Origin of the sequence: Ralstonia condita, from assembly GCF_958405655.1 — a bacterium.
GTDB lineage: Bacteria > Pseudomonadota > Gammaproteobacteria > Burkholderiales > Burkholderiaceae > Ralstonia > Ralstonia condita.
The window spans coordinates 46,566-71,445 of record NZ_CATYWO010000004.1; the positions used below are offsets into that span (position 1 = coordinate 46,566).

The 24,880-nt window shown below is 62.4% G+C and carries 23 protein-coding genes; 2 read left to right on the plus strand and 21 right to left on the minus strand.

Translation table 11 applies throughout. The annotated features are described in order from the left end of the window. Nucleotides 1-12 precede the first annotated feature (12 nt). The 3 genes from R2N03_RS13930 to R2N03_RS13940 form a co-directional block, all read right to left on the minus strand. Nucleotides 13-666, minus strand: a complete 654-nt coding sequence (locus R2N03_RS13930) for a methionine ABC transporter permease (protein WP_316658238.1) — start codon at nucleotides 664-666, stop codon at nucleotides 13-15. Further along, nucleotides 656-1,705 carry a methionine ABC transporter ATP-binding protein gene (locus tag R2N03_RS13935; RefSeq protein ID WP_316658239.1) on the minus strand — a complete coding sequence of 350 codons (1,050 nt, stop codon included), beginning with the start codon at nucleotides 1,703-1,705 and terminating at the stop codon, nucleotides 656-658. Before R2N03_RS13935 ends, R2N03_RS13930 begins: the two co-directional genes overlap by 11 nt. 163 nt (nucleotides 1,706-1,868) lie before the next feature. Then, a complete protein-coding gene (locus R2N03_RS13940; protein WP_316658240.1) occupies nucleotides 1,869-2,792 on the minus strand; it encodes a histone deacetylase family protein in 924 nt (307 codons plus the stop codon). A gap of 130 nt (nucleotides 2,793-2,922) precedes the next feature. On the opposite strand from R2N03_RS13940, the gene mltB reads away from it, so the two are divergent. Continuing rightward, nucleotides 2,923-4,047, plus strand: coding sequence for a lytic murein transglycosylase B (gene mltB, locus R2N03_RS13945; RefSeq protein WP_316658241.1), 1,125 nt, complete (start codon nucleotides 2,923-2,925; stop codon nucleotides 4,045-4,047). Between the two features lie 67 nt (nucleotides 4,048-4,114). On the opposite strand, the gene cysM is transcribed toward mltB, so the two are convergent. The 17 genes from cysM to gyrA all read right to left on the minus strand — a co-directional run bounded on the left by cysM (nucleotide 4,115) and on the right by gyrA (nucleotide 23,118). Further along, the gene (cysM, locus tag R2N03_RS13950) at nucleotides 4,115-5,017 is read right to left on the minus strand and encodes a cysteine synthase CysM (protein ID WP_316658242.1); all 903 of its coding nucleotides are present in this window, start codon (nucleotides 5,015-5,017) and stop codon (nucleotides 4,115-4,117) included. A 119-nt stretch (nucleotides 5,018-5,136) separates the two neighbouring features. Further along, nucleotides 5,137-5,442 (minus strand): ComEA family DNA-binding protein, encoded by a 306-nt coding sequence (locus R2N03_RS13955; RefSeq protein ID WP_316658243.1) that lies wholly within the window; start codon nucleotides 5,440-5,442, stop codon nucleotides 5,137-5,139. A 135-nt stretch (nucleotides 5,443-5,577) separates the two neighbouring features. After that, nucleotides 5,578-6,573, minus strand: coding sequence for an ADP-glyceromanno-heptose 6-epimerase (gene rfaD / locus R2N03_RS13960; RefSeq protein ID WP_316658244.1), 996 nt, complete (start codon nucleotides 6,571-6,573; stop codon nucleotides 5,578-5,580). Nucleotides 6,574-6,591: 18 nt separating this feature from the next. Beyond that, nucleotides 6,592-7,530 carry a D-glycero-beta-D-manno-heptose-7-phosphate kinase gene (rfaE1, locus tag R2N03_RS13965; protein ID WP_316658245.1) on the minus strand — a complete coding sequence of 313 codons (939 nt, stop codon included), beginning with the start codon at nucleotides 7,528-7,530 and terminating at the stop codon, nucleotides 6,592-6,594. A 24-nt stretch (nucleotides 7,531-7,554) separates the two neighbouring features. Further along, complete coding sequence (locus tag R2N03_RS13970) at nucleotides 7,555-8,925, minus strand: UDP-glucose dehydrogenase family protein (RefSeq protein WP_316658246.1); 1,371 nt, start codon at nucleotides 8,923-8,925, stop codon at nucleotides 7,555-7,557. Nucleotides 8,926-8,988: 63 nt separating this feature from the next. Continuing rightward, entirely contained in the window at nucleotides 8,989-10,263 is a 1,275-nt protein-coding gene (gene lapB, locus R2N03_RS13975) for a lipopolysaccharide assembly protein LapB (RefSeq protein ID WP_316658247.1), read from the minus strand. A gap of 3 nt (nucleotides 10,264-10,266) precedes the next feature. Beyond that, nucleotides 10,267-10,590 carry a LapA family protein gene (locus tag R2N03_RS13980; RefSeq protein WP_316658248.1) on the minus strand — a complete coding sequence of 108 codons (324 nt, stop codon included), beginning with the start codon at nucleotides 10,588-10,590 and terminating at the stop codon, nucleotides 10,267-10,269. Between the two features lie 178 nt (nucleotides 10,591-10,768). Next, a complete protein-coding gene (locus R2N03_RS13985; protein WP_316658249.1) occupies nucleotides 10,769-11,197 on the minus strand; it encodes an integration host factor subunit beta in 429 nt (142 codons plus the stop codon). Between the two features lie 36 nt (nucleotides 11,198-11,233). Then, nucleotides 11,234-12,922 (minus strand): 30S ribosomal protein S1, encoded by a 1,689-nt coding sequence (gene rpsA, locus R2N03_RS13990; RefSeq protein ID WP_316658250.1) that lies wholly within the window; start codon nucleotides 12,920-12,922, stop codon nucleotides 11,234-11,236. A gap of 133 nt (nucleotides 12,923-13,055) precedes the next feature. Then, a complete protein-coding gene (cmk, locus tag R2N03_RS13995; protein ID WP_316658251.1) occupies nucleotides 13,056-13,748 on the minus strand; it encodes a (d)CMP kinase in 693 nt (230 codons plus the stop codon). Between the two features lie 26 nt (nucleotides 13,749-13,774). Beyond that, on the minus strand, nucleotides 13,775-15,079 hold the full coding sequence (gene aroA / locus R2N03_RS14000) for a 3-phosphoshikimate 1-carboxyvinyltransferase (protein ID WP_316658252.1): 1,305 nt from the start codon (nucleotides 15,077-15,079) through the stop codon (nucleotides 13,775-13,777). 22 nt (nucleotides 15,080-15,101) lie between these two features. Further along, complete coding sequence (locus tag R2N03_RS14005) at nucleotides 15,102-15,998, minus strand: prephenate dehydrogenase (protein ID WP_316658253.1); 897 nt, start codon at nucleotides 15,996-15,998, stop codon at nucleotides 15,102-15,104. Between the two features lie 97 nt (nucleotides 15,999-16,095). Further along, nucleotides 16,096-17,220 carry a histidinol-phosphate transaminase gene (gene hisC, locus R2N03_RS14010; RefSeq protein WP_316658254.1) on the minus strand — a complete coding sequence of 375 codons (1,125 nt, stop codon included), beginning with the start codon at nucleotides 17,218-17,220 and terminating at the stop codon, nucleotides 16,096-16,098. A 94-nt stretch (nucleotides 17,221-17,314) separates the two neighbouring features. Then, nucleotides 17,315-18,430, minus strand: coding sequence for a prephenate dehydratase (pheA, locus tag R2N03_RS14015; protein WP_316658255.1), 1,116 nt, complete (start codon nucleotides 18,428-18,430; stop codon nucleotides 17,315-17,317). A gap of 87 nt (nucleotides 18,431-18,517) precedes the next feature. Then, entirely contained in the window at nucleotides 18,518-19,654 is a 1,137-nt protein-coding gene (gene serC / locus R2N03_RS14020; protein WP_316658256.1) for a 3-phosphoserine/phosphohydroxythreonine transaminase, read from the minus strand. A 114-nt stretch (nucleotides 19,655-19,768) separates the two neighbouring features. Further along, entirely contained in the window at nucleotides 19,769-20,329 is a 561-nt protein-coding gene (locus R2N03_RS14025) for a DUF2059 domain-containing protein (protein ID WP_316658257.1), read from the minus strand. A 128-nt stretch (nucleotides 20,330-20,457) separates the two neighbouring features. Next, nucleotides 20,458-23,118, minus strand: coding sequence for a DNA gyrase subunit A (gene gyrA, locus R2N03_RS14030; RefSeq protein ID WP_316658258.1), 2,661 nt, complete (start codon nucleotides 23,116-23,118; stop codon nucleotides 20,458-20,460). A 420-nt stretch (nucleotides 23,119-23,538) separates the two neighbouring features. Between gyrA and ompA the strand changes: the two genes are divergently transcribed. After that, the gene (ompA, locus tag R2N03_RS14035) at nucleotides 23,539-24,195 is read left to right on the plus strand and encodes an outer membrane protein OmpA (RefSeq protein ID WP_316658259.1); all 657 of its coding nucleotides are present in this window, start codon (nucleotides 23,539-23,541) and stop codon (nucleotides 24,193-24,195) included. A 150-nt stretch (nucleotides 24,196-24,345) separates the two neighbouring features. On the opposite strand, the gene R2N03_RS14040 is transcribed toward ompA, so the two are convergent. Beyond that, nucleotides 24,346-24,846 carry an outer membrane lipoprotein gene (locus tag R2N03_RS14040; protein WP_316658260.1) on the minus strand — a complete coding sequence of 167 codons (501 nt, stop codon included), beginning with the start codon at nucleotides 24,844-24,846 and terminating at the stop codon, nucleotides 24,346-24,348. Nucleotides 24,847-24,880 lie beyond the last annotated feature (34 nt).

Here is a 24,880-nt window from a genome sequence, read left to right on the forward strand (position 1 = left end):
TCGGTTGAATGATTAGCGATGGCTCAGGCGGCGGACCAGCCAGTCCCCCGTCGATTGCACCGCCTGCACAAAGACGATCAGGATGACGACCACCGCCAGCATGATGTCCGATTCATAGCGCTGATAACCGTAGCGGATGCCCAGATCCCCGAGGCCGCCGCCGCCGATGGTGCCAGCCATGGCCGAATAGCCAACCAGACTGACGAAGGTGATGGTCAGCCCAGCAAGGATGCCCGGCATCGCCTCGGGCAGCAGCACTTTATAGACGAGCTGGCCCGTGGTGGCTCCCATCGACTGCGCGGCTTCGATGAGACCGCGGTCCACCTCGCGCAGTGCGGTTTCCACCAGACGCGCGACAAATGGAATCGCGGCAATCGTCAGTGGCACGATGGCCGCAGCCGTGCCGATGGAGGACCCGGCCAACAGGCGCGTGAACGGGATCACCGCGACCAGCAGGATGATGAACGGCACCGAGCGCACGGCATTGACGACGAGGCCTGCCACGCGGTTGAACACCGGCGCTGACAGTACACCGCCGGACGCCGTCAGATACAACAGCACGCCCAGCGGCACGCCGAACAGCGCGCCGATGCCCCCGGACACGCCAACCATGGCGAGCGTCTCCCAGAAAGCGGGCAAAAACAGGTCGGTCAGGTCAGACCACATGATTGATCTCCTCGACCACCACGCCTTGTTCACGCAGGAAGTTCATCGCGTTGCTGATGTCGGCGGTTTCGCCCGAAGCCAGGATGGCGAGCGAGCCGAATGCCTGACCCTGGATCTCGTCGATATGGCCGTGCAGGATATTGAAATCGAGCCCGTAATGGCGGATCGCCTGGGCCAGCACCGGCTGATCCACGCCTGCGCCGGTGAAGGCCAACCGGAACAGGTGGTCGCGGCCGCCGTGCTCACGCGCGACAAGCCTGCTTTCCACGCGCGCCAGCACGGAGGGCGGCAAGTCCTGCGAGATCACTTCGCCAATGAGCGCGCGCGTCACATCGTGCTGCGGCTTCAGGAAAACGTCGATGACGCGGCCGAGCTCCACGACGCTGCCTGCATCCAGCACCGCCACGCGGTCACACACCTGCTTGATCACTTCCATCTGATGCGTAATCAGGACGATCGTCAGGCCCAGTTCGCGGTTGATCTTGCGCAGCAGGTCCAGGATCGAACGCGTGGTCTCCGGGTCCAGTGCGGAAGTGGCTTCGTCGGACAGCAACACATCCGGCTGGCTTGCCAGTGCGCGGGCAATGCCCACGCGCTGCTTCTGCCCACCTGAGATCTGTGCCGGGTAGCGGTCCTTATGCGCCGCCAGTCCGACGAGGTCCAGCAGCGGCAGGACGATCTCGCGGATGCGCTCGCGCGGGGTGTCTGCAAGCTCCAGCGGCAGCGCAACGTTGTCATACACCGTGCGTGAAGACAGCAGATTGAAGTGCTGGAAGATCATGCCGATCTTGCGGCGCGCCTGGCGCAGCCCTTCGGCGTTCAATGCCATGAGGTCCTGGCCCGCCACCGTCACGGTGCCCGACGTTGGCCTGTTCAGCAGGTTGATCACGCGAACGAGCGTGCTCTTGCCCGCCCCGCTGCGGCCGATGATGCCGAAAATCTCGCCGCGCTGGATGGTCAGGTCGACGTCGCGCAGCGCGTGGACGTCGTTGCCGCCCGCCCCCTGAAAGCGCTGTGAAATCCCCTTGAGTTCGATCATGCTCGACAGACAAAAACGGCAACCGCCCTGGTCCCGGGCCGTTGCCGTCTCTTCTTGTTTGAATGAGGCGCTAGTGTAAGGCAGAGGCTACATGCGAGGAACGATTCTTTGACGATGTCTTTATTACTTTTTCGAATTTTGCAGACAATTTTTGATCAGGCGCCTACAACTCCGCCAGCGCCTTGATGTGCGCGACCACGCTGCGGCCCAGTGCGCTCAGGTTGTACCCCCCCTCCAGACAACTCACGATGCGGCCGCCCGCATGCGTACGGGCCACCTGCATGAGTTGCTGCGTGATCCAGGTGTAATCGGCCTCGACGAGGCCCATCTGACCCAGGTCATCCTCACGATGTGCATCAAAGCCGGCGGAAATGAACAACATCTCGGGACGGAACGCCTCCAGACGCGGCAGCCAAATCGTTTCCACGACCTCCCGCACGGTCAGTCCGGTCGTGTACGCCGGCAGAGGGATGTTGACCATGTTGGGCGTGACCGTCTCGGAGCCCGAATACGGATAGAACGGGTGCTGAAAGATGCTGCACATCAACACACGCGGCTCGTCGCGGAAAGCGGCTTCCGTGCCATTGCCGTGGTGCACGTCGAAGTCGACGATTGCCACGCGCTGCAGGCCATGTTGCTCCAGCGCATGACGGGCAGCCACCGCCACGTTGTTGAAGAAGCAGAAGCCCATTGCACGGCCGGGCTCGGCGTGATGGCCAGGCGGGCGGATGCTGCAGAAGGCATTTTCCAGCTCGCCCGCGATGACTTTATCGGTGGCGTCCACCGCAGCACCTGCGGCCAGCAGCGCGGCCATGTAGGTGTGGGGATTCATCGACGTATCGGGGTCGATCGGCATGTAGCCTGCGATGGGCACGCTGGCTACCAGTTCGCGCACGTATTCTGGGCGGTGCACCCGGCACAGGTGCGCCTCGGTGGCGGGCGGCGCCTCGCAGGGCACCAGAAACTGGTCAATGCGGCTGGCAATCAGTTGGTCTTCGATCGCGCGCAGGCGGTCCGGGCATTCGGGATGGTGCGGCCCCATCTCGTGCCGGAGGAATTCAGGATGCGTATAAAGGCCGGTCGCCATGTTGATGTTGTAATCCGGGGGACTTCGGTGTCTCCAGCCGCTACGTTAGCACGGCGGCACGGTGCCGCACGCCAAGATGTTCCGAAGGGAGCATCCGCTACAATGCCGCGGTCCCCTCTGAAGCCTGTCCATGAGCCAATCATCCCCCTCCCGTCGTCCCGTATTGCGCGCCCTGGTGGCGGGCGCCGCGCTCTCGGCGTTCTCCTTCCCGGCCCTCTCTCTGGCGGCCACGAAGGCCGCCCGAGCGTCCAAGCGCCGTGTCGCGGTGCATGAAGAAGAGATCGACCCCGACCGCTATCGCAATAACCCCCAGACGCAGGCCTTCATCAGCGAACTGGTTGGCCAGTACAACTTCGACCGCGCCTCGCTGGATGCCCTGTTTGCCGGCACGGCGTATTCCGCTACGGTGGCGCGACTGATCCTGCCGCCCGCCACGCCCGGACGTCGAAGCTGGACGGCTTATCGCGGCCGCTTCATCGAGCCCATCCGCATCAATGCCGGCGTCCAGTTCTGGCAGCAGTACGGCGACACGCTGCGCCGCGCGGAAACCGAATTTGGCGTGCCGGCCGACGTCATCGTCGGCATCCTTGGCGTGGAAACGATCTACGGTCGGGATATGGGCAACTTCCGCGTCATGGATGCGCTCTCCACGCTGGCGTTCGATTATCCCGATACGCCCAATCGCGAAGACCGCAGCGCGATGTTCCGCAAGCAGCTCAAGGATTACCTGCTCTGGTGCCGAGACACGGGCACCGACGCGTTCTCCGTACTCGGTTCATACGCGGGAGCGGTCGGTATTCCGCAGTTCATGCCGACCAGCATCCGCGAGTACGCCGTCGACTACGACCGCGATGGGCATGTCGACCTGCGCAACAGTGCCGTCGATGCCATCGGCAGCGTCGCCCATTTTCTGCAAATGCACGGCTGGGAGCCGCATCGTCCGGTGATGTGGAACATTGCCAGCGACGCGGACAGCCTGGGCATCGCGGGAGCGGCCGCCGATGGTCAGCCATATCCGCGCATGACGCTCTCCAGGCTGACGCGCGCGGGCCTTGCACTGGCACCCGGTGTTGATACGGCGCGCGAACAAGAGACCGATGTGCTGGTGGTCGACCTGCCGACGCCTAACCAGCCGACCGAATACCGGGTCGGCTTGCGCAACTTCTATGTGCTCACGCGCTACAACCGCAGTTTCTTCTACGCCGCGGCTGTGTACGAATTGGGGCAAGCTGTCCGGCAAGCCATGCGAGGTTGACCGCATTTGCCGCAAAACAAAAAGCGCAGCCTCGGCTGCGCTTTTTTCATTGCGGTCTGGCGAATCGTCAGGCGGGGAACACACCCGTCGACAGATAGCGATCACCACGGTCACACACCACGAACGCGATGGTGGCGTTTTCCACCTCTTCGGCAATCCGCAGGGCGACACACAATGCGCCCGCCGCCGAGATGCCACAAAAGATGCCCTCTTCGCGAGCCATGCGCCGCGCCATGTGCTCGGCGTCGGACTGGCTGACGGCTTCGGTCCGGTCGATGAACTTGGGATCGTAGATCTTCGGCATGTAGGCTTCCGGCCATTTGCGGATGCCCGGGATGCGTGACCCCTCAGCCGGCTGCGCACCGATGATTTGGATCGCCGGATTCTTCTCCTTCAGGAAGCGGGAGACGCCGGTGATCGTGCCGGTCGTGCCCATGGCGGAGACGAAGTGCGTGATGCGGCCCGCTGTGTCACGCCACAGCTCAGGGCCGGTGGTCTCGTAGTGCGCGAGCGGATTATCCGGGTTGGCGAACTGATCGAGGATGACACCCTTGCCTTCCTTCTCCATCGCATCGGCCAGATCGCGGGCATATTCCATGCCGCCTTTGACAGGCGTGAGGATGATCTCGGCACCGTAGGCAGCCATGCTTTGGCGACGCTCGACCGACAAGTCTTCCGGCATGATCAGCACCATCTTGTAACCACGGATCGCGGCAGCCATGGCCAGCGCGATCCCCGTGTTGCCCGAAGTTGCCTCGATGAGCGTGTCGCCCGGCTTGATGCGGCCGCGCGCTTCGGCGTGCTTGATCATGGAGAGCGCCGGACGATCCTTGACGGAGCCGGCGGGGTTGTTGCCCTCAAGCTTGCCTAGGATGACGTTGCCGCGCCGCGCATTGCCTTCGCCGGGAATGCGCTGCAACTGAACCAGCGGTGTATTACCGATGGTGTCTTCGATAGTGGGATAAGCCATGGTGCGTTGAAGGTGGTGTCCGGCCATTGTAATGCAGCCGGGCAAGCGACCCGACAACCCTGCCGCGCCCATGGCAAAACGCCCCGCATGGCGGGGCGTGAAGTTTGTCGATGGAGGACTCACTTCTTCTTGATGTCCTTCTTGGCGACGGCAGGTGCGGGAGATGCCTTTCCGAACGTCAGCCCGTCATTCTGCAGCTTGGCAAGCGTCTTGTCGCCGATGCCCGACACGCGGGCCTTGAAGTCTGCGGCATCCTTGTACGGACCGTTCTTGGCGCGTTCTTCCAGGATGACCTTGGAGCGCTTCGGGCCGATGCCGGACAAGCTCTCCAGCGAAGCCTGATCTGCGGTATTTACGTCAACGGCCGCAGAGGCCGACAGCATGGACAGCGACATCAACGCCACAGCCAACAGTTTCTTCAACATATGCTCCTCCTGCGTTTGGGGTTCAAGATGAAAAAGCCGCCACCTTTGAGTGGCGGCTCCAACACATCTTAAGGAGCATCGTCGCAATGCTGTGGTGCGCGCACAAAAAGTCACGCACCGTCTGATCGGCTGCGTTCAGGTCGCCTGTTTCAGCAGCCACTGACAGTAGCGCGCGACACCTTCCTGGACCGTGAGGAACGGTGCGGTGTAGCCGGCAGCGCGCAGGCGTGATTGGTCAGCCTGTGTGAAACATTGGTATTTTCCATGCAGAGCATCCGGAAACTTGACGTATTCAATCAGACCTTCCTGGGCCAGTTCATCGGTGGAGAGCACGGGCTTGCCTTCGGCTTCGCGCAGGGTGTTCACCACCGTTGTCGCGATATCGTTGAACGGCTGCGCGCGTCCGGTGCCGAGGTTGAAGATGCCCGACTTGTCTGGATGATCGAAGAAGAACAGGTTGACCTTCACCACGTCTTCCACCGATACGAAATCGCGCATCTGGCCGCCCTGCGGGTAGCCGTTGTACTCGCCGAACAGCTTGACGGTGCCTTCGGCGCGGAACTGGTTGAAGTTGTGGAACGCCACCGATGCCATGCGCCCCTTGTGCTGCTCACGCGGCCCATAGACGTTGAAGTAACGGAAGCCGACGATCTGCGACAGCGCGGTCGGCATGACACGGCGCACGACCTGGTCAAACAGCAGCTTGGAATAGCCGTACACGTTGAGCGGCCGCTCGAACTCAGGCGCTTCGCGGAAGGTTTCCGACGCGCCGTACGTGGCCGCCGACGAGGCATAGAGGAACTGCACGCCCTGGTCCAGGCACGCGCGCATCACCGCCAGCGAGTAGCGGTAATTGTTGTCCATCATGTAGCGGCCATCGGTCTCCATGGTGTCGGAGCAGGCGCCCTCATGGAAGATCGCGCGGACCTTGCCGAATTCGCCGCGCGCAAAGCGTTCGACAAAATCGGTCTTATCGAGGTAGTCGCTGATCTGGCAGTCGACGATGTTCTTGAACTTGTCGGCCCGCGTGAGGTTGTCGACCGCGATGATGTCGGTCTCGCCGCGCTCGTTCAGGCCCTTGACGATGTTGGCGCCGATAAAGCCTGCCGCGCCGGTGACGATGATGGTCATGATCCGTTGATCAGGTGATCAGTTGAAGAGTTCTGCGTGGGTGACGACCGCCGTGCCCAGCTTGCCGACCACGATGCCGCCAGCGCGATTCGCGTACTGCACGGCTTCCTTGATGTTGGCGCCTGCGCCCAGCAGCGTGGCCAGCGTGGCGATCACGGTATCGCCCGCGCCCGAGACGTCGAACACCTCACGCGCCTGCGCCGACACGTGCAGCACTTCGTGCTCGGTATAGAGCGTCATGCCCTCTTCCGAGCGCGTGAGCAGCAGCGCCTCCAACTGCAGATCCCGACGCAGGTTCTGCGCGCGGATGGTCAGGTCCGACTCGGTCTTCCATGAGCCGACCACCTGACGCATCTCGGCGCGATTGGGCGTGATCATGGTGGCCCCCTTGTAGCGCGAGTAGTCTTCGCCTTTCGGGTCGACCAGCACGCGGCGACCTGCGTGGCGTGAGGTCTCGATCATCTTGGCCACGTGCGTGAGGCCGCCCTTGCCATAGTCGGACAGGACCACCACGTCATGCTGCGCCACCAGCGCACCGAAGCGATCGAGCACCGACATCAACACTTCATGCGTGGGCGGATTCTCGAAATCCACGCGAATCAATTGCTGCTGACGCGCCAGCACGCGCAGCTTGATCGTCGTGTTGACGGCCGGATCCCGATGGAGGTGACCCGTCACGTGGCTCTCGCCCAGCAGTTTTTCGATACTCCGGCCAGGCTCATCGTCACCGATCACGCCCAGCATGCCGGCTTGCGCACCCAGCGCCGCGACGTTGCGCGCCACATTGGCGGCGCCGCCAAGGCGCTCGTCCGAGCGCTTGATCTGCACCACTGGCACAGGGGCCTCGGGCGAAATCCGTTCAACATCACCGAACCAGTACCGGTCGAGCATCATGTCACCCACGACAAGGATGCGGGCGGCGTGGATCTGTTCAGAGGCGGGCGTGGTCTTGATCATGGGCGTCGGCTGCGGCCGAGGAAACTACGATTGCGGGTGGGTGGAACGTCCGATGGCGTGATATTCGAAGCCCGCCTCGCGCATGGCTTGCGGCTCGAACAGGTTGCGGCCGTCGAACACCAACGGCGTCTTCAGCAGCGCCTTCACGGCATTGAAATCAGGACTGCGGAACGCCTTCCACTCGGTCACGATGGCAAGCGCGTCGGCGTTCTTGAGCGCGTCCATCTGACCAGCGCAGAACGTCACACGTTCCAATTGTTCAACGGAAAGATCGAGCGCCAGCGCGCGGCGGGCCTCCTCCATTGCCACCGGGTCGTACACCTGCACGCGTGCGCCGCGCGACAGCAGGGCGGCGATCAGGATACGGCTCGGCGCCTCGCGCATGTCATCGGTGTTCGGCTTGAACGCGAGGCCCCAGATGGCAAACGTCCGGCCGGTCAGATCGGCGCCCATGCGGTCTTCGATCTTGTCCACGAGCACTTCCTTTTGCTTGTCGTTGACAGCCTCGACAGCCTCCAGCACGTGCAGCGTCTGCCCATATTCCTGCGCGGTCCGCACCAGAGCCTGCACGTCCTTCGGAAAGCACGAGCCGCCGTAGCCTGTCCCGGCATACAGGAAGCTGTAACCGATACGGGGGTCCGAGCCAATTCCAAGGCGCACCAGCTCGATATCGGCGCCCACCTTGTCGGCCAGATTGGCCATCTCGTTCATGAACGAGATGCGCGTGGCGAGCATCGAGTTGGCAGCGTACTTGGTGAATTCGGCCGAACGAACGTCCATGTAGAAAGTGCGTTCGTGGTTGCGGTTGAACGGTGCATACAGCGTCCGCATGATGGCCTTCGCGCGCAGGCCGTCCGTATCGGCATAGGTACCGAGCACGATACGGTCCGGGCGCATGAAGTCGTCCACGGCCGCGCCTTCCTTCAAAAATTCCGGATTCGACACGACCGAAAAACCCACGTCGGACTTGCCGCGCGCGGCCAGTACCGCGGACACAGCAGCGCGCACCTTGTCCCCGGTGCCGACGGGCACAGTGGACTTGTCGACGATGACCTTGAAGCCCGTCATGTGCTCGGCGATGTTGCGGGCCGCTGCCAGCACATACTTCAGGTCGGCCGAGCCGTCTTCATCGGGCGGCGTTCCCACGGCGATGAATTGCACGTCACCATGCGCCACGCTTGCCGCCACATCGGTGGAGAACCGGATGCGACCCGCCGCGCGATTGCGGTCGATCAGCTCCTTCAGCCCCGGTTCGTAAATGGGCACCCCGCCAGCGTTGAGCAGGTCGATCTTCTTCTGGTCGACGTCGAGGCAGAAGACGTCGTTGCCCAGCTCCGCCAGACAGGCGCCTGTGACCAGCCCGACATAACCGCTACCGATGATGGTGATTTTCATACGTACACTTCAAAAATTGAAAAGGCGCCGACGCGGCCGACAACCGAACCGCACCGGACTGAATCACATGCTGGGCCCGCTGCTGCCGCCAAGCGTCTCGGTGCGGCGCGGGGCATACGTCTCCCAGCGGTTGCAGCCGGGGCACTGCCAATAGAACAGGCGCGCGCGGAAACCGCACTCCTGGCAGGTGTAGCGCGCCAGATTGCGCGTACGGCTCTGGAGCAGATCGCGGATCGCCCCCAGATCCTGGGCGCGCTGAATGTCGGCGTTGGCGCCCGCCTCGACCGGATCCGCCAGCGCGCTTTCCGCTTGACCGGCCGCGACCACCGGCTCATGGCTCACGGCCTCGGACGCGCGCGTGGCTTCGGCTTCCACCAGTCGCGTCAGTGCCATGAGCGACGGCTGGCGACGGATCTGATCGCGCATCAGCGCCACCGCATCATCAATGCCGTGCACCTCAAGCTCGTATTTGTACACGGTGTCGAGCAGCTCCGGCCCCAGCCGCGCATCCATCTTGGAACGCAACCACGCCAGCCCTTCGGCGGCACGACCGAGCTGTGCGTAGGCCTTCATCAATCGCTCGGACACCAGCGGCAGAAATGCCGGGTTCTGCTGTTCGATGCTGCGCCAACGCTTGATGGCGCCTTCGATGTCACTCTGCCCCTGCGCAACATCGCCCAGCTGGATGGTGGCGCGCACGTTCTTGGGGTTCTCGTGCAGCGCGCGCTCCAGCCACTCGATAGCCGTCGGTACGTCCTTGCGTTGCAGCGCCTCCTGCGCCAACTCGCAGCAGAACTGTGCGATCTGGACGGAATAGTCCTGACCCTGTAAGGCCTGCAGTTCGCGTGCGGCGTCGATGGCCTTACGCCACTCCTTCTCGACCTCGTAGAGTTCCAGCAGCACACGCTTGCCCGGCTCGGCGAACGCGCCCTCCATGAGCATGCGCAGGGATTCTTCAGCCCGGTCCAGCAAGCCGGCGCGTAGAAAATCCTGACCCAGCTCATACACTGCGTGATCGCGCTCGTTGGACGGCAAATCGGGGCGATTGACGAGATTCTGGTGCACCCGAATGGCACGTTCGGTTTCGCCGCGACGACGGAACAGGCTGCCGAGCGCGAAGTGCAACTCGGTGGTTTCGGGGTCAAGGCGCGCGACCTCGATGAAGGCATCGATGGCCTTGTCCGGCTGTTCGTTGAGCAGGAAATTCAACCCTTTGAAATACGAGCGTGGCAGTGAGGACTGCTCGGTACGCAACTGGCGAGCGTCCAGGCGCGCTGCGACCCAACCCAAGCCAAACACCAACGGGATGGCCAGCAGCCACCAGAGATCGAAGTCCATGCGTCAGACCTTGGGGCCAGGAACGTGATAGGGGGAATCGGCAACCACCGGTGCGGGCGGCTCGGTCACCTCTTCCGCCTTCTTCATGCGTCCGATCTGCCGCCGCAAGCGGCTCGCGGTAAAGCGATGACGCATCACGCGAGGCGCCATCGCGAGCATGGCGAGCAAGATGCCGGCCACAAAGAATGCCAGCGCAATCAGAATCAACGGCGCGTGCCAAGCCACGCCGAACGGCAGCACCAGCGAGACTTCCGCCGTGTTGTGCAGTGCCAGCACAAAGAGCAGCACAAACAACAGAATGCGGACGACCCAGACGAGAAATTTCATGCGGATTCGGAAACGGGCGGCGGTGCGGCGACTGAGCGCGATTGCCGGGTTGTGCCGCATTGTAGCGGATTCACCTGTCGGCCAGCCACGCAAGGGGACACCCACAAAGGCGCCGCGACAACAAAAAAACGCCCCGGTAAAACCGGGGCGTTCCTGAAACTACCATGTGCAACCGAGGCTAACGCGTCATTGCCAGGGGAACAATCGGATCCGTCAAGAACCCAGCCGCCTGGCGACCGCCTTCAGCTTGCCTCGCTGCCTTCACGGCCATCAGCGACACGGCTGGCTCGCCCTCCGAAGAGGACTCGCCCTGTCGCTCCAGGCTACGATCGACCCGCTCGCGCAACTCCTTGCCCGCCTTGAAATGCGGAACCCGTTTTTCGGGAACCAGTACTTTCTCGCCGGACTTGGGATTGCGCCCGACGCGCGGCGGACGACGATTCAAACCGAAACTACCGAACCCGCGAATCTCGATGCGGTGGCCGTCCGCCAAGGCGTCGGACATCGCATCCAGGATCGTCTTGACCGCGATGTCCGCGTCCCGCAACAACAGCTGCGGAAAGCGGGCGGCCAGCTTTTCCACGAGTTCGGACTTGGTCATGGGCATCTTGCGCGCGTCCTTTCAGGTCGACCCGGTGGATGCTTACTGGTTGGTTTCGTTCAGCTTGGCCTTCAGCAGCGCGCCGAGGTTCGTGGTGCCAGCGGTGCCGGTGTCAGCCGCGAACTTCTGCATGGCTTCCTGTTGGTCGGCGCTGTCCTTGGCCTTGATCGAAACGTTGATGTTGCGCGACTTGCGATCGATGTTGACGATCATCGCGGTCATCGTTTCGCCTTCCTTCAGCACGTTGCGGGCGTCTTCCACGCGGTCGCTCGAGATTTCCGAGGCACGCAGGTAGCCTTCCACGTCGTCCGCCAGCTGCACCACGGCGCCCTTCGGATCAACGGCCTTGATCGTGACGGACACGATCGAGCCCTTGTCGTTGGCCGAGATGAAGTTGTTGAACGGGTCGCCCGACAGTTGCTTGATACCCAGCGAGATGCGTTCCTTGTCGACGTCGATGGCCAGTACCACGGCTTCCACTTCGTCGCCCTTCTTGTACTTGCGAACGGCTTCTTCGCCGGTTTCTTGCCACGACAGGTCCGACAGGTGCACCAGGCCGTCGATACCGCCAGGCAGACCGATGAACACGCCGAAGTCGGTGATCGACTTGATCTGACCGGCCAGCTTGTCGCCCTTCTTGTGGTTGCGAGCGAAATCGTCCCACGGGTTGGCCTTGCACTGCTTCATGCCCAGGCTGATACGACGCTTGTCTTCGTCGATATCCAACACCATGACTTCCACTTCGTCGCCCAGCTGGACAACCTTCGACGGAGCCACGTTCTTGTTGGTCCAGTCCATTTCCGACACGTGGACCAGGCCTTCGATACCAGCTTCGATCTCGACGAATGCGCCGTAGTCGGTCAGGTTCGTCACCTTGCCGAACAGACGGGTGCCTTGCGGATAGCGGCGCGAGATGCCGACCCACGGATCTTCACCCAGTTGCTTGACGCCCAGCGAAACGCGGTTCTTCTCTTGGTCGAACTTGAGGATCTTGGCGGTGATTTCCTGGCCAACCGACAGCACTTCGCTCGGGTGACGCACACGACGCCATGCCAGGTCGGTGATGTGCAGCAGACCGTCGATGCCACCCAGATCCACGAACGCGCCGTAGTCGGTGATGTTCTTGACGATACCGTTGACGATCGCGCCTTCCTTGAGCGTTTCCATCAGCTTCTGACGCTCTTCGCCCAGCGTGGCTTCAACCACGGCGCGGCGCGACAGCACAACGTTGTTGCGCTTGCGGTCCAGCTTGATGACCTTGAATTCGAGGGTCTTGCCTTCGTACGGCGTGGTGTCCTTGATCGGACGCACGTCGACGAGCGAACCCGGCAGGAATGCACGAATACCGTTGACCATGACGGTCAGGCCGCCCTTGACCTTGCCAGTCACGGTACCGGAGATGATCTCGCCGGATTCCAGTGCCTTTTCAAGGTTCAGCCACGAAGCCAGACGCTTGGCCTTATCGCGCGACAGGATGGTGTCGCCATAGCCGTTTTCGAGCGCGTCGATTGCGACCGAAACGTAGTCGCCGACTTGCACTTCCAGCTCGCCCTGATCGTTCAGGAACTCTTCGACCGGAACAAACGCTTCAGACTTCAGGCCCGCGTTCACAACGACGAAGTTGTGGTCGATACGCACAACTTCCGCAGAGATCACTTCGCCAGCCTTCATATTGGACTTGGCGATCGACTCTTCGAACAGGGCGGCAAAAGATTCGTTAGTTTGGGACATAAAAAATAGGCATCCGCAGAACATGCCTCGCAATGCTTTCGCTCAGATGGGCGAAGACACGCATGCGGGGTTACGAGTTGAACATCCGCCGGCAGCAGACGCTACCGGCACCGATCGGACCAGCACAGACGGTTCAGTTCGCCTTGGCGCCCTGCACCTGCCGATACCAGTCCAGCACCTGCGCGACCACCTCATCGACCGTCATGTCGGACGAATCCAGCAACCGCGCTTCTTGCGCGGGACGCAGCGGCGCGACGCTGCGGGTGCGATCCCGCAAATCACGCGCTTCCAAGTCCTGCGAAAGACTTTCCACTGTAGCAGAAAATCCCTTTGCAATCAATTGTTTATAGCGCCTCTCGGCGCGAGCCTGGACGCTCGCAGTCAGGAACACCTTCAGCACCGCTTCGGGAAAAATCACGGTGCCCATGTCCCGGCCATCGGCCACAAGGCCGGGAGCCTCGAGAAACGCCCGCTGACGTGCTCGCAAGGCATCACGCACAGGCGCATGCACGGCGATCGCCGAAGCCTGGTTGCCCACCGATTCATGGCGAAGGGCCACGCTCACGTCCTCACCCCGGAGCCAGATGTGGTCCGCCTTGAAGCGCACATCCAGCTCACTCGCCAGGCGGACGAGACTGCTCACGTCGTGGTCATCGACGTTCTCCCGCATGCTGACCAGCGCCACCAGTCGGTACAGGGACCCGCTATCCAAGAGATGAAAACCGAGCAAATCCGCCACCTGATGCGCGACAGTGCCCTTGCCAGACGCAGTGGGGCCGTCGATGGTGATGACGGGGTAAGGCGTGGAGGCAGCAGCGTCTGACATGGTTTTCGTTGGCGGTTAATTGCGTTTCAGGCAGCAATACGGCTGAAGGCTGTGAAGTATTCCGGGAAGGTCTTTGCGACACAGCGCGGGTCGTTGATACGCACGGGCACCGGGCCGAAGGCGGCGAGCGAGAATGCCATCGCCATTCGATGGTCGTCGTAGGTATCGATGCCGCCAGCGGGAGGCGTCCATTGCGACGGAGGCGTCACGCGGATGAAATCAGCGCCCTCCTCCACTGCGGCGCCCAGTTTGCGAAGCTCGGTGGCCATGGCTGTCAGGCGATCAGTTTCCTTGACCCGCCAGCTTCCGATATTGGTGAGCGTGGTGGTGCCATCGGCAAACAGGGCGGCCACGGCCAACGTCATTGCAGCATCGGGGATGTGGTTGCAGTCCAACTCCAGCGCGTGAAGCTTGCCGTCGTCGCGCTCGACGCCACGCACTTCAATCCAGTTGTCGCCCGCCATGACGTTGGCGCCCATGCGGTTGAGCGCGTCGGCAAACCGGACGTCGCCCTGAATACTGGACATCCCCACGCCTTCCACGCGCACCGGCCCGCCGCCGAGCGCACCCGCCGCGAGGAAGTACGAAGCGGACGAGGCATCGCCTTCGACGAAGATTTCGCCCGGCGCCCTATACGCCACGCCCGTCGGCACCGTAAAGGACACCCAGCCGTCACGCGCAACCTGCACACCGAAGCGCGCCATCAGGTTCAGCGTGATCTCGATGTAAGGCTTGGATATCAGCTCTCCGACGACCTCGATCGTGACGTGACCGGCCCGCTCCACCAGAGGGAGCGCCATGAGCAACGCAGTCAGAAACTGGCTCGAAACGTCGCCGCGCACGCGGATCGGCGCATCGAGCTTGACGGACGCGGCATGGATCGCCAGCGGTGGGTAGCCCGCGTTGCCCGTGTAATCGATATGAGCGCCGACCTGGCGCAGACCGTCGACCAGATCGCCGATCGGGCGCTCGTGCATGCGCGGCACGCCGTGCAACGTGTATTCACCACCCTGCAATGCAAGCGCAGCGGTCAGCGGGCGGATGGCGGTACCGGCATTCCCCATGAACAGGTCGGCCGATTTGACCGGGAAGCGACCGCCCGTGCCGGCGACACGGTAATCGTTGGGTCCAACGGATTCGACCTCGACACCCAGCTTGTCCAGCGCAGCCAGCATGACACGTGTGTCGTCGGAGTCGAGCAAGTCGCGCACGGTGGTGTCGCCCTGCGCGAGTGCGGCCAGCAGCAGCACGCGGTTGGAAATGCTCTTCGAGCCCGGCAGCTTGATGGTGCCGCGGGCTGCCTTCAGCGGACCAACGTCAAGGTATTCCATGAATCCAGTCAGTTAAAAAGCGTCATTCGGATGGTGTGGTGGGGGCCACCCGCTGCGGCCAGGCCAGGCGCGCTTCACTCGCGCGGCGGAACACGCGCTCCAGCGAGGCGCCATCGCGCTCGGCAATCATCGTCTTCAAGCGGCCAACCACGGCCTCGTACGTCGTCAGCTCCCGCAACAGCGCTTCGCGGTTCGACAAGCAGATGTCACGCCACATCTCGGGCGACGACGCGGCGATGCGCGTGAAATCGCGGAAGCCGCCACCTGCGAAGTCCAGTTTGAGCGAAGCGTCTTCTGCGTTGATGATCTGCGCGACCAATGCATACGACAGCACGTGCGGGAGGTGGCTGACAGCTGCAAATACCGCATCGTGCTGGACGGCAGACATCACGTGGCAATGCGCCCCAGCGGCTTCCCACATCGCCTGTACGCGGGCGACATCGGCGCGGCGGTTTTCCTGCAGCGGACACAGCACGGTCTTCTTGCCGACGTACAGATCGGCCAGCGCTGCCTCCACGCCGTTGAGTTCACGGCCGGCGATGGGGTGCGCCGGCACGAACTGGCTGACCTGATCGCCCAGCGCCGTCTTGGCCGCGATGATGACGTCGGACTTGGTGCTCCCGGCATCCGTCACGATGGTGTCCGCGCCCAGGTGCGGCTGCATGGCGAGCAGCAGCGGCAGCGTCTGCGCCACTGGCGCGCACAGCACGACGATGTCTGCGTCGCGTACGGCCTCGTCCATCGGCAGCGCCTCGTCGATCACGCCCAGGCGGATCGCCGCGTCGAGCGACGCCTGCGACCGCCCGACGCCGACGATATGCCCGACCACGCCCGCGCGGCGCAACCCAAGCGCGAGCGAACCGCCAATCAGGCCGACGCCGACGATCACCAATCGGGAACAAGAAAAAGAAGAGGCCACAACACCGCCCTGCCAAAAAAAAAGCAAAGCGGCATTGTAGCCCGATGTGTCCGACACCCGATGCCCGATCGGGCCCGCGGCAGACGCTGCGCCTGACTTAGGCGGCGGCCGATTCCTGCGCCAGCGCGACCTCCAGCGCATCGAGGAAAGCGGCGTTCTCTTCCGGAAGCCCGATACTGACGCGCAGCCATTGCGGCAAGCCATAGTTGCCGACAGGGCGAACGATCACGCCCTGTTTAAGCAGCGCGAGGTTCACACGCGCACCCGCGTCATCGTCGTCACCCACCCGCACCAGAACGAAGTTGCCTGACGACGGCACGTATTGCAGGCCGAGCCGATCGAACGCCTCCGTCAGCTGCAGGTAGCCGGCAGCGTTCAGTTCGGCAGACTGCCGGAGGAATGCCGTGTCATCGAGCGCGGCCACGGCAGCGGCTTGCGCCAGGCTGTTCACATTGAATGGCTGTCGGATGCGGTTGAGCAAATCGGTGAGCTGCGGCTGCGCGATGCCGTAACCCACGCGCAGGCCAGCCAGCCCATACGCCTTCGAGAAGGTGCGCGACACCAACAGATTCGGATACTGCCGCACCCAACTGACCGAGTCGTATTGCTGCGCCAGTTTCAGGAATTCGTTGTAAGCCTCGTCGAGCACAACGACGACTGTTGGGGGCACCTTGGCCAAGAACGCAGCAATCTCGTCTGCCAGCAGGAAGGTCCCCGTCGGGTTGTTTGGGTTAGCGATGTAGATGAGGCGGGTCGTCGACGTGATGGCAGCGGCCATCGCATCCAGGTCGTGGCCGTATTCGCGGGCCGGCACTTCGATGGCGCGCGCGCCGACTTCCTGCGCTGCCAGTGCGTACACGGCGAAGGAGTGCTGGGCGTAGATCACGCCCTGCCCCGGCGCCACCAGTGCGCGGGCCGCCAGTTCAAGGATGTCGTTGCTGCCGTTACCGAGCGTGATCCACGCTTCGGGCACGCCAAACTTGGCGTGCAGTGCGGCCTTCAGGCTGAACCCGTTGGCATCCGGGTAGCGTGCCAGCTCATCAATCGCCGCAGCCATGGCGTCCTTGGCCGACTGCGGCATACCCAGCGGGTTTTCATTGGATGCCAGCTTGACGATGCGCGCAGCATCCAGGCCGAACTCGCGCGCGACGTCGGCGATCGGTTTGCCAGCCACATAAGGTGCGATGGCGCGGACGTATTCGGGGCCGAACTGCAAAGACATCAGGTGCTCCTCTGTTATCGGCGCCTCGCCCAAGCGAAGCGCGTTTGGATCCCTCGGGAGCGCCGCAAACCGGCACCGGCTTGCCTCGTCCCCGTCAGTGTGCCGAGGGGTAAGACCCCAAGACTTTGAAATACGCTGCATCGTGCCGCAGCTTTTCCAGCGCACGCGCCACTTGCGGGTCGCGCTGGTGGCCCTCCACGTCGACGTAGAAGTAGTATTCCCACGCGCCGCTGCGCGCCGGCCGCGATTCAAAGCGGCACATCGACACGCCGTTCTCGGCCAGCGGTGCCAGCAACCGGTAGACCGCGCCGGCCTCGTTCGGCACCGATAGGATCAGCGAGGTCTGATCGCGTCCGCTCGGCTCCGTCTCGTAGTTGCCGATGACAACAAAACGCGTGCGGTTATGCGGGTCGTCTTCCACGTTCGCGCGTACCACGTGCAAGCCGTAGCGGTTGGCCGCCTGCACGCTTGCCAGCGCCGCGACGGTTTCGTCCTCACCCGCCATGCGCGCAGCTTCGGCGTTGCTCGACACTGCCTCGCGCGCGAGGTGCGGGTAGTTCGTGTTCAGCCACCGTTGGCACTGTGCCAGCGCCTGCGCGTGCGCCCTCACCACCTTCACGCCCGACATGTCGCCGGTCTTGTGAAGCAGGTTGTGGTGCACACGCAGTGCGATCTCGCCGCTGATCTTCAATGACGTCTGCAAGAACAGGTCGAGCGTGCGCGACACCACGCCCTCGGTCGAGTTCTCGACCGGCACCACGCCACAATCCACCGTGCCGGATTCAGCCGCGCGGAACACCTCGTCGATGCTCGGGCACGGCACCGCCTGGATCTCATGCCCGAAATGCGCGATCACGGCCTGCTCCGAGAACGTGCCCGCCGGGCCGAGGTAACCGATGCGCAGCGCCTGCTCCAGGCCGCGGCAAGCAGACATCACCTCGCGCCAGATGGCGGCAATGCTCTCATCGTGCAGCGGGCCCGCATTGCCCGCCTGCATCTTCCGGATGACCTGCAGTTCGCGGTCCGGCCGGAATGCCGGCGACGAATAGCGCTTCTTCACTTCGCCCACTTCCTGCGCCACCCTGGCGCGGTCGGAGAGCAGTTGCAGGAGCTGGCTATCGATCGCGTCGATCTTCAAGCGCAACGGCGCCAACTCCGCCGCCAATGCGGCATCCGGCTTCTGGTTCGTTTCGTCTGACTGACTGGTCATTGTAGGAATCGGGTTCGGCAGCGGATTGCGAATTGCCACGCGAAGCAACCGCTTCGCGCAATGTTCTGCCGGGGTTGAGCGCGCAGCTTAAGCGGCGGTCCGCTCGAACTCGCGCATGAAATCGACCAATGCTTCCACGCCCTCCAGCGGCATCGCGTTGTAGATGCTCGCCCGCATACCGCCCACGGACTTGTGGCCCTTGAGCTGCACCAGCCCGCGCTCGCGTGCCTGCGCAAGAAACGCATCGTTACGGGACTCGTCATTCAGGAAGAACGGCACGTTCATGCGCGAACGGCACGTCGGATGGATTTCGTTGCGATAGAGACTGCTCGCGTCGATGAAGTCGTACAGCAGCTTTGCCTTGATGATGTTGCGGGTCTCCAGTGCCTCCACGCCGCCCTGGCGCTTGATCCACTGGAACACCAGCCCGGCGACATAGATCGCGTAAGTGGGGGGCGTGTTGTACATCGAGCCGTTCTCGGCTACGAGGCGCCAATTGAACGCCGATGGGCAGAGCGGATGTGCGTGGCCCAGCAGGTCCTTGCGGACAATGGCGATGGTGAGGCCTGCCGGGCCTATATTCTTCTGCGCGCCGCCGTACAGTACCTGGTAGCCATTCCAGTCAATCGACCGTGAGAGGATGTGGCTCGACACATCGGCCACCACCACGCGCCCGTGGGCCTGCCCGATATCCGGTGTCTCCTGGTATTCGACCCCAACGATCGTCTCATTGGTGCAGAGGTGCACGTATGCTGCGTCGCTCGACAATCGCCATGTCGAGACATCCGGAATCTTATGGAAACGCTCGGCTTCGCTGGTGGCCGCGATGTCGACTTCGCCGTACCTGCGCGCCTCCTGCTGTGACTTGACTGACCACGTGCCGGTTACGACGTAATCCGCACGAGGCGCATCCACCGACAGGCGACGCATCAAGTTCAACGGCACGATCGCGTTTTCAGCAATCGCGCCGCCCTGGAGGAACAGGATTTCGTAGTTTTCGGGCACCGCCAGCAATTCGCGCAGATCGGAGAAAGCCTGCGCCATGATGCTTTCGAATTCGCGGCCGCGATGGCTCATTTCCATGACGCTCATCCCGCAGCCGTGCCAGGAGAGCATCTCGTCCCTTGCCTGCTCCAGCACTTCGGTCGGCAACACGGCCGGCCCCGCTGAAAAGTTGTACACGCGTGCCTGGCTGGCCTGGAGAGCTCGATCCGCTTGGTTCATGAGGCGAAAGACAAAAGAAAAATGGCTGTCTGGGCGCAAACCCAAACAGCCATTATCCACCAACTGGCGGGGCGACGGGGATTACACACCCATTCGCCCGCCTACGCCGGCCAATTACTTCGAAGCTGCGGAAATTTCCTTGTCAGCCATGTCACGCATCGCCTTGCCAACTTGCGGGCCGTACTTTTGCATCACGTTGCCCCACACTTCCTGCATGGCCTTACCCTGGTTGGCCATGAACTTCTGGCCGCTCGGCGTCTTCAGGAATGCCGTCAGATCCTTGAGTTCCTGCGCCGTGTAGTACTTGCCGAGCGAGTCGTAGTGAGCTTGCAGGGCGTCCTTGCGGAAGGCCTCGGTCTCAAATGCCTTGCCTGCGCCGTCCGTCATGCGCTGCACGGCGCCATTCTTCTTCAGCTTGTCGACAGCAGCCTGCTTTTGCTTGTCATTCAGCGTCTTGTTCTCGACCAGCGCTTGTTCCAGCACCAGAGGGGCTTCCTGCTTGGCGCCGTTTTCCAGCACTTCCCCCTGACCGCGGATTGCCTGATCGACGTTCATGGTCGTCAGCAGGTCCTTGATGGCAGCCGTCTTCTCGGCATCGCCGCCGGCGGTCTGTGCCAGGGCAAACAGCGGTGCGAAACCGGCTACCACGATCAGATGTTTCAGACTCTTGTGCATTGTTGCTCCCTTGAGATAAGCGTTGCGTTTAGGCGGGCCACGTGACGTAGAAGTTCCTGCCCTTGCCGCGCACAGGTCCGGCATCATGACCAGAACTGTGTCCAACGGCAAGCAAAAGATGTTTCCAATTATGTCTCGGCGCTGTCATCCGGCTGCGCATCCGCGTCCGGTGCGGCATCTGCCGCGTCGGCGCCATCGGACCCTTCCGCATCGGACTCCACAACACGCTGCAAGCCGGACAACTTGTTGCCCTCGCCCACCGAGATGAGCGTCACACCCTGCGTGGCCCGGCCCATTTCGCGGATTTCGTCCACGCGGGTGCGGATCAACACGCCGCCGGTGGTAATCAGCATGATTTCGTCTTCGGGCGCAACCAAAGCGGCCGCCACAACCTTGCCATTGCGCTCGGACGTCTGAATGGCAATCATGCCCTTCGTGCCGCGGCCATGACGGGTGTACTCGGAGATCGGGGTGCGCTTGCCGTAGCCGTTCTCAGTCGCGGTCAGCACGCTGCCGGCGCCCGCCTGCGCGCCCTCGCCTTCGGTCTCCGCCGGTGCCACCAGCATGGCGATGACCTGCTGCCCCTCTTCCAGATTCATGCCGCGCACGCCACGAGCCTGGCGCCCCATCGGGCGCACGTCGTTCTCGTCAAAACGGACTGCCTTGCCCGCATCCGAAAACAGCATGACGTCGTGCTGGCCATCGGTGATGTCCGCGCCGATCAGGAAATCGCCCTCGTCCAGGTCCACGGCGATGATGCCGGCCTTGCGGGGGTTGGAAAACTCTGTGAGCGCCGTCTTCTTGACGGTGCCCTTGGAAGTTGCCATGAAGACAAAGTGCTGCTCGTCAAACTGCTTGACCGGCAGGATCACGTTGATCTTCTCGCCCGGCGAGAGCGGGAACATGTTGACGATCGGGCGCCCGCGCGAGTTGCGGCTGCCCTGGGGCACTTCCCAGACCTTGAGCCAATACAGGCGTCCCCGGTTCGAGAAGCACAGGATGTAGTCATGCGTGTTGGCGACGAACAGCGTGTCGATCCAGTCGTCTTCCTTGGTGGCAGCGGCCTGTTTGCCGCGACCGCCGCGCTTCTGGGCACGGTACTCGGAAATCGGCTGGCTCTTCATATAGCCGCTATGGGATAGCGTCACCACCAGATCTTGCGGCGTAATGAGGTCTTCTGTGTCCAACTCTGTCGCATTGTGCTCGATCTGCGAGCGACGCTCGTCGCCGAATTCCGCACGGATGGCAGTGAGTTCGTCGACGATGATGGCAGTAATGCGCTCTGGACGCGCCAGAATGTCGAGCAGGTCGGCGATCTGCGCCATGACCTCGCGATACTCCTGGACGATCTTGTCCTGCTCCAGTCCGGTAAGGCGCTGCAGGCGCATCTGCAGAATTTCCTGCGCTTGCGTGTCGGACAGTTTGTAAAGGCCATCGCCCTGCATGCCGAAGGCCGGCAGAAGCCCCTCCGGCCGATACGCAGAGCGACCGCCAGCGGTTTCGCTTTCGGCGCGGGAGAGCATGTCGCGCACCAGACCCGAATCCCAACTGCGATTCATCAGTTCCGCCTTGGCGACGGGCGGCGTCGGCGCAGCCTTGATGATGGCGATGAACTCATCGATGTTGGCCAGTGCAACGGCCAGGCCCTCGAGAATGTGGCCGCGCTCCCGCGCCTTGCGCAGATCGAATACCGTGCGACGCGTCACCACTTCGCGACGGTGCAGCAGGAAGCACTCCAGCATCTGGCGCAGGTTCAGCAGGCGCGGCTGGCCGTCGACCAGCGCCACCATGTTCATACCGAACGTGTCCTGCAACTGCGTATTCTTATAGAGGTTGTTGAGGACGACCTCCGGCACTTCGCCGCGCTTGAGCTCGATGACCACGCGCATGCCGGATTTGTCCGACTCGTCGCGAATGTCCGAAATGCCTTCCACACGCTTTTCGGTGACAAGCTCGGCGATGCGCTCGAGCAGCGTGCGCTTGTTAACTTGATAAGGCAGCTCGTCGACGATGATTGCTTGGCGCTGGCCCCGGTCGATATCCTCGAAGTGCGTCTTGGCACGCATCACCACGCGGCCGCGCCCCGTGCGATAACCCTCACGCACCCCCGAGATGCCGTAAATGATGCCGGCCGTCGGGAAGTCGGGGGCCGGGATCAGTTCGATCAGTTCGTCGACAGTGGCTTCCGGATTCCGCAGCAAATGGAGGCAGCCGTCGACCACTTCATTCAGGTTATGCGGCGGAATGTTCGTCGCCATACCCACCGCAATCCCGGACGAGCCGTTGATGAGCAAGTTGGGAATGCGCGCCGGCAGAATCGAGGGCTCGGTTTCGGAGCCGTCGTAGTTGGGCTCGAAGTTGACCGTTTCCTTGTCGATATCGGCCAGCAGCTCGTGTGCGATTTTAGAGAGGCGGATTTCCGTGTAACGCATCGCCGCCGCGTTGTCGCCGTCGACCGAGCCGAAGTTGCCCTGACCGTCCACAAGCATGTAACGCAGGGAGAAATCCTGAGCCATCCGCACGATGGTGTCGTATACAGCCGTATCGCCGTGCGGGTGATATTTACCAATCACATCCCCGACGATACGGGCGGACTTCTTATAGGGACGATTCCAGTCGTTGTTGAGCTCGTGCATCGAATAAAGCGCACGGCGATGCACCGGCTTGAGACCATCCCGTACATCAGGAAGGGCGCGGCCCACGATCACGCTCATCGCGTAAGCGAGGTACGAACTGCGCATTTCTTCTTCGAGCGATACCGGGAGTGTCTCTTTGGCGAATTGATCCATTGGGCGAACGATTGGAGGTCCCGTAGTGAGCACTATGGGACGCTGCGGTTGCGCGAATAACAAGACATTTTACCATGCCGCAAGCCCCCTCCCGCCGCGATGGCGTGCGGCGCATTCTCAACCCCGGGCACGTTCCCTGCGAGCGGGAGCAAAACCGAGGACCTAGTCCCCATAAGGGTTTGCGAGCCATTTCCTGCCTTGTTGCGTACACACCACAAGGCCCAGGCGCCCCGTCTGAATCGCTTATATTTGCTTTTTAGGAGTGCGTGCTTGTGGCACAATCCCCCAGCGAAGAGGCAGACATTGTTCGAAGTGGAGCCTTCACCACACCGAGAATGTTATACTCCGAAGAATGTATGACTTGTTTTCGTCCCATCTGCTCGCAGTCTTCTGCGGTGATCTCATCCTGAGAGGAGAAATATGAAAAAATTTGCCAAGCTCGCGTTCGCTGCAGCTGCGGTAGCCATGGCTGCGTCCGCTTACGCTCAGTCGGTGCCCTACGAAAAGAAGGCCGTCAACGACAACTGGGGTAACGGCACGAGCGAGTGGGTCTGGAAGAACGGCACGAATGAACTGTGCTGGCGCAATGGCTTCTGGACGCCGGCAACCGCCAACGCTCAGTGCGACGGCGCTCTGGCTCCGGCTGCTGCCCCGCAAGCCCAGCCGACCCCGGCAGCCAAGCCGGTTGTTAGCTCGGAAAAGGTCACATTCGCTGCTGACACGCTGTTCGACTTCGACAAAGCCGTGCTGAAGCCGGAAGGCAAGGCCAAGCTGAACGACCTGGTCTCGAAGCTGCAAGGCATCAACCTGGAAGTCGTGATCGCCGTTGGCCACACCGACTCGTTCGGTTCGGACAAGTACAACGACCGCCTGTCGGTCCGTCGTGCTGAAGCCGTCAAGGGTTACCTGGTCAGCAAGGGCATCGAAGCCAACCGCGTGTACACGGAAGGCAAGGGCAAGCGCCAGCTGAAGGTTGATCCGAAGTCGTGCAAGGGCTCGCGCAAGGCACAAATCGCCTGCCAGCAGCCGAACCGCCGCGTGGACGTGGAAGTGGTCGGTACCCGCAAGGCTCAGTAATTCGGTATCTGCCTAAAAAAGAGCCCAGCGCAAGCTGGGCTCTTTTTCGTCCGCTGCACGCAGGAACATCAGGCAAAAAAAAGCGGTGACGCAGGAATGCGCCACCGCTTTTTTGTTGCATTCAACGAGGCAGCGCCCCTCACCCTCTCATCAGTAGGCTGGCGTTGCCTGGTCATTCGCAACCATGGCGCGGTCACCCACGCGCAGGTTGTTCGGGTTACGCTGCGTGACGGTCGCGACGCGGCCATCGTCCAGACGAACCGTGATGCGATACACGGTCTGCCCGCCAGCACCCGCGCGTTGCTCGACCTGGTTTCCAGCATATGCACCGAGTGCCGCGCCGCCAATGGTTGCAACTGTGTTACCCGTGCCACCGCCAACCTGATGGCCCAGGATACCGCCAGCCACGCCGCCGATGATCGTGCCCAGAATGCCCGGGCTATTTGCTGGCGCCTGCATCGGCTGAATGGACTCGACGCGGCCATATAAAGCGCCGGGTTGCTGTTGCGGCTGACTACCATAGGCGGGAGCAGGAGCGTAGCCTCCCCCATAACCTCCGCCGTATCCGCCGCCATAGCCAGGCGCCGCACAGCCCGCCAGTACAGTCAGGCTCGCGATGCCGAGCCCTGCCAGAAATTGTTTGGATTTCATTGATCTCTCCTTGAAGGAATGTGACAGTTGGAGA

Excerpts from the sequence above, each read along its gene's own strand:
- R2N03_RS13930 (WP_316658238.1), bottom strand. The coding sequence starts at position 666 with ATGTGGTCTGACCTGACCGACCTGTTTTTGCCCGCTTTCTGGGAGACG.
- R2N03_RS13935 (WP_316658239.1), bottom strand. The coding sequence starts at position 1,705 with ATGATCGAACTCAAGGGGATTTCACAGCGCTTTCAGGGGGCGGGCGGC.
- R2N03_RS13940 (WP_316658240.1), bottom strand. The coding sequence starts at position 2,792 with ATGGCGACCGGCCTTTATACGCATCCTGAATTCCTCCGGCACGAGATG.
- mltB (WP_316658241.1), top strand. The coding sequence starts at position 2,923 with ATGAGCCAATCATCCCCCTCCCGTCGTCCCGTATTGCGCGCCCTGGTG.
- cysM (WP_316658242.1), bottom strand. The coding sequence starts at position 5,017 with ATGGCTTATCCCACTATCGAAGACACCATCGGTAATACACCGCTGGTT.
- R2N03_RS13955 (WP_316658243.1), bottom strand. The coding sequence starts at position 5,442 with ATGTTGAAGAAACTGTTGGCTGTGGCGTTGATGTCGCTGTCCATGCTG.
- rfaD (WP_316658244.1), bottom strand. The coding sequence starts at position 6,573 with ATGACCATCATCGTCACCGGCGCGGCAGGCTTTATCGGCGCCAACATC.
- rfaE1 (WP_316658245.1), bottom strand. The coding sequence starts at position 7,530 with ATGATCAAGACCACGCCCGCCTCTGAACAGATCCACGCCGCCCGCATC.
- R2N03_RS13970 (WP_316658246.1), bottom strand. The coding sequence starts at position 8,925 with ATGAAAATCACCATCATCGGTAGCGGTTATGTCGGGCTGGTCACAGGC.
- lapB (WP_316658247.1), bottom strand. The coding sequence starts at position 10,263 with ATGGACTTCGATCTCTGGTGGCTGCTGGCCATCCCGTTGGTGTTTGGC.
- R2N03_RS13980 (WP_316658248.1), bottom strand. The coding sequence starts at position 10,590 with ATGAAATTTCTCGTCTGGGTCGTCCGCATTCTGTTGTTTGTGCTGCTC.
- R2N03_RS13985 (WP_316658249.1), bottom strand. The coding sequence starts at position 11,197 with ATGCCCATGACCAAGTCCGAACTCGTGGAAAAGCTGGCCGCCCGCTTT.
- rpsA (WP_316658250.1), bottom strand. The coding sequence starts at position 12,922 with ATGTCCCAAACTAACGAATCTTTTGCCGCCCTGTTCGAAGAGTCGATC.
- cmk (WP_316658251.1), bottom strand. The coding sequence starts at position 13,748 with ATGTCAGACGCTGCTGCCTCCACGCCTTACCCCGTCATCACCATCGAC.
- aroA (WP_316658252.1), bottom strand. The coding sequence starts at position 15,079 with ATGGAATACCTTGACGTTGGTCCGCTGAAGGCAGCCCGCGGCACCATC.
- hisC (WP_316658254.1), bottom strand. The coding sequence starts at position 17,220 with ATGTCTTTGCAGTTCGGCCCCGAATACGTCCGCGCCATCGCACCTTAT.
- pheA (WP_316658255.1), bottom strand. The coding sequence starts at position 18,430 with ATGACCAGTCAGTCAGACGAAACGAACCAGAAGCCGGATGCCGCATTG.
- serC (WP_316658256.1), bottom strand. The coding sequence starts at position 19,654 with ATGAACCAAGCGGATCGAGCTCTCCAGGCCAGCCAGGCACGCGTGTAC.
- R2N03_RS14025 (WP_316658257.1), bottom strand. The coding sequence starts at position 20,329 with ATGCACAAGAGTCTGAAACATCTGATCGTGGTAGCCGGTTTCGCACCG.
- gyrA (WP_316658258.1), bottom strand. The coding sequence starts at position 23,118 with ATGGATCAATTCGCCAAAGAGACACTCCCGGTATCGCTCGAAGAAGAA.
- ompA (WP_316658259.1), top strand. The coding sequence starts at position 23,539 with ATGAAAAAATTTGCCAAGCTCGCGTTCGCTGCAGCTGCGGTAGCCATG.
- R2N03_RS14040 (WP_316658260.1), bottom strand. The coding sequence starts at position 24,846 with ATGAAATCCAAACAATTTCTGGCAGGGCTCGGCATCGCGAGCCTGACT.